This is a genomic window from Sulfuricurvum sp. (assembly GCF_031427015.1).
In the GTDB taxonomy this organism is placed as follows: Bacteria; Campylobacterota; Campylobacteria; order Campylobacterales; family Sulfurimonadaceae; genus Sulfuricurvum.
The window spans coordinates 1-3,673 of sequence record NZ_JASJOW010000007.1 but is presented as its reverse complement, the minus strand read 5'-3'; the positions used below and the strand labels follow the sequence as shown (position 1 = coordinate 3,673).

At 34.0% G+C, this 3,673-nt stretch carries 3 protein-coding genes; 2 read left to right on the top strand and 1 reads right to left on the bottom strand.

Features of this window, described 5'->3' with window-relative positions:
• The coding region (locus tag RMO68_RS11130; protein ID WP_310440833.1) for a Tn3 family transposase at nucleotides 1-2,646 on the bottom strand (2,646 nt) is incomplete at its 3' end.
• A gap of 129 nt (nucleotides 2,647-2,775) precedes the next feature.
• Between RMO68_RS11130 and RMO68_RS11125 the strand changes: the two genes are divergently transcribed.
• Both RMO68_RS11125 and RMO68_RS11120 read left to right on the top strand, forming a co-directional pair.
• Entirely contained in the window at nucleotides 2,776-3,372 is a 597-nt protein-coding gene (locus RMO68_RS11125; protein WP_310440832.1) for a recombinase family protein, read from the top strand.
• A gap of 13 nt (nucleotides 3,373-3,385) precedes the next feature.
• Entirely contained in the window at nucleotides 3,386-3,643 is a 258-nt protein-coding gene (locus RMO68_RS11120) for a hypothetical protein (protein ID WP_310440831.1), read from the top strand.
• The last annotated feature ends 30 nt before the right edge of the window (nucleotides 3,644-3,673 follow it).

Sequence of the window (3,673 nt, the reverse complement as noted above, 5' to 3'; positions counted from 1 at the left end):
AAAATCTGTTTTGATAATTTTTCCAAACTCTTTGATGGCGGTGTAGAGTTTATGGTGCTTGGAATAGGATGTAAGCCGCTTTAAAAGCTGTGAGGCTGACGTTCTTCTGGATTTGATTGTAAGAGTGAAACGAAGGATATCATCCCAATTTTCTTCTATGATCTTAAAATTGATTTTTCGTTTTGGAAGCAGTTTATAACCTTTGGTATGATACGCTTTTGGCGTATCAGTTCCATAGAGTTGCTGCTCTTTGAAGTTTTTAATGCGTGGCGCAAACGAGAACCCAAGTAGATGGGTAATTCCAAATATCACTTCACTAAATCCATGCGTGTCCGTACTATGAATATCGCTTTTTACAACATCATTATGCATCAGTCCATCAATCACATAACCGCTTTCTCTTTCATTGACATTGATTACAATCGAGTAAAACAGTTTGTGACCCTCATCGATAAATGTATATGCTACCACTCCCTTATCCAATCCGAAATATTTATGGGACCACCCCGCATTTGTCGAATCGATTGATGATTTGATATTGTATTTTTGCCCATCACTGGATGTATGATTGATATCTTGGTTTGCTTTGAAGAGTTTTGATATCTCAAGTGAATCGATATATGCGACAATCTTATCATTTGCCTCAACGGTGTTCTCTTCGTTTAAATACCATGTGGTTGTAGTGTCAAGCTCATTTTCACTGATACCTTTAGATATTTTCGCCATCTTTGATAAAGAGATGTTACATCCATACCCAACAATTGATGCATATAAGAGATTTGGATCAAGCTTCCCAATTCTTGTATTCTGTAGAGAATAGTGTTTAAAGGAATCCAAAAAGTCTGTTTTTACCTGCACTGAATGCAACAGATCGATTACAGAGATAAGTTCTGCCTGCGGGAAATATTTTGCGATGGTGTGTTCTAGCTGTTCCTCTGTCTTCTCTAATTTTGGCGTGGAGAGTATAAATGAATCTGCCGTAGCTTTGAAATGGGCATTATTGTCCTTAATAATACGTCTGTTTGTAATTTCAAAACTGTGTTCCAACTTCTTATTGATGGGATCGATGTACTCTGAAAAGTTTCCCAAATGATCAAGTTCATAGTACGCAAGTAACGCTTTCTTCTCTTGAAAAAATTCATCTTTAGGGATTAAATAATCCTCAAAGCTTTTGTATTTATAGGAGTATTTTAGATTTAAAATGCCTGAGCGGATCCCATCGCTGATGTGGATAAAGAGCAATGCTTTATAAAGTGAAACACGAAACCTGTTTTCATCATCTAAAAGAACTGTCTTCTCCTCTTCAGATAGAAAATCAGTTGGTGCCAATTTAGTGAGGTTGCTATTCTCTTTGAAATAGCGAATCGCCTTTATGAGATGTTTATTGGATGATTTTTCATCAAACTCTAAAAGCTTGACAACACCAGAGAGTTTTCCTTGCAGTGATTGAGAGGCTTTTTGGAGGAAATCAAATCTGTTGAGATGATTCTTTTCAATAGTTGCTTTCCCTTCAAACAGTGCTTTTAGGGCTTGAGTTTTTGAATTTATGAGTGATTTTAGTGTAGATATCTTTGTAGTGTCATCAATGGTGTCACTGTTGATAATTTGACTGACTTCATTGAGAATCGATATGTTTGCATTCTCCAAAGATACTATCAATGCCGTTAGTTTGGGCTCATTCTCAAAGTGAAGATCTTTTTGGTGGCGCAGGAGAGTGTTTTTTGTGCTTTGAATAATGGCGATAAATCTATCGACAAGATTATCGTTACGGATGTAGTATTGGTACTTTACAAATGATAGCAATAAAAATTGTTGTTCGAGTTCTTGTTTTCTTGTAAGCTGTAACACTTTGCTTTGTTCGAGCCATTTTGAATAATATTGAGATATTTTATCTGTTATGCCAACTTCATCTATGATAGGTTTTAAAATAGTAAACTTTGATCGTATAGTTTCCAAGTGCGTCAAAGAAGTAAGCATCTGTTTTTTATTTGTAGAATACCCTAGCTTCTTGTAGCTGCCGATGTTGTATCTGTTTTTGAAATTTTCATCTTTATCTGTAAAATCACCTAAAAGTTTTAGCCTTTCATCATTTTTGTAAGTTTTTAAAACTGCGAGTATATTCTCGGTTTGGTTGTTCAAAGCAGCACTAATAATTTTAGACAATGTAAAGTAACTTGGAATTTCTATAGTGAGCTTTTTAGAGTAATCTACAAGAGAATAAAATATCTTTTTACGGTGAGTAAAGTTGCTAGCAAGCTCTATCGCGTGTTGTTGTAGTTTAGATTCAATTTCAGAATTAAACTCAACAATCTGGAAATAAAACTTGATGATCTGTTTATAGCGTTGTATTGTTCGAATAGAAGGCTGCACCATGCTATTAGAAACTTCAATTTGATATTTAGTACAGATATGTCGAATATCGTCTTCGTTATAGCCGTTGAAATCAAAAAATTTATTGCTGACTTTAAAATATCCATACATCAAGGTGAAAATACAAAACAGTTCATCATTACCTAAAGTCAGTGCTTGATCATATATTTTTTTGGGTAGCTTGAAAAAATAGTCTCGTTCAAAACTGTTTTTAAATTCTGGTACCGACTCAAAGTTTTTAATTTCACTACCTGTTAAAAATTCAATTCTTGCCATAAATATCCTATACTAAAAATGTTCGTTTATTTTAACTTATAATACACACTAAATATCATTGATTAAAAGATAATAATTTCACTATAATTAAATAGATTAAAATATTTTAATTAAATGAGGCAAATTTTTATGAAAACTACTTCTTATCTTAGGATATCAACTGCCGATCAGGATATTGAAAAAAATAAATCTGATATTTTAAAGCTTGCCAATGAAAAACGTCTTGGTTATGTTGAATTTATAGAAGAGCAGATATCTGGAAAAGTATCTTGGAAGAAAAGAAAACTTTTTGCTATTATCGACGATGCAAAAAAAGATGATGTACTCATAGTAAGTGAACTCTCCCGTCTTGGAAGAAGTATGTTGGAGATCATGGAGATACTCTCAATCGCATCTCAAAAGCAGATGAAGATTTATGCCGTTAAGGGAAACTGGAATTTAGATGATTCTATCCAAAGCAAAGTAATGGCCATGGCATTTTCAATTGCATCTGAGATAGAAAGGGATCTCATATCGATTCGTACAAAAGAGGCTTTGAGGTTCAAAAAAGAGAATGGAATCAAACTAGGTCGTCCAAAAGGACCGGGCAAAAGTAAGCTTGACAAGTTTAAACCAGAAATTGAAGCATTGCTGGCTAATGGCTCTACTCAAAAATTTATAGCCAATCGTTATGATACTACAGAAGCAAACCTATATAATTGGTTGAAAAGAAATCATCTAAAATAAAACAGGATCTCAGATGAAATACACGCTAAAAGTTGAGTTAGAAGTGGAAATTGAATTTTTAAACATTGATGCATTGGATGAGGATGCCAAAGAAGAGATTGAAGATATTGTTGTTGAAGCGCTATCTGATAACTCTTCTGAAATTACGAAAAATATTTTTGATGAAATGAAACAGCACACACACGTAAAAATTAAAAATGGATTTGCTTACGAAGATGAACGAAGTACTAATGCTTGGGATGATTGCGAAGAGGAATTAAGCGATTCTTAAGAACCGTGTCGCGTTTTGTACCTCTGTGCC

What these genes read in the sequence shown, in the direction of transcription:
- RMO68_RS11125 (WP_310440832.1), top strand. Translation starts at nt 2,776, where the DNA reads ATGAAAACTACTTCTTATCTTAGGATATCAACTGCCGATCAGGATATT.
- RMO68_RS11120 (WP_310440831.1), top strand. Translation starts at nt 3,386, where the DNA reads ATGAAATACACGCTAAAAGTTGAGTTAGAAGTGGAAATTGAATTTTTA.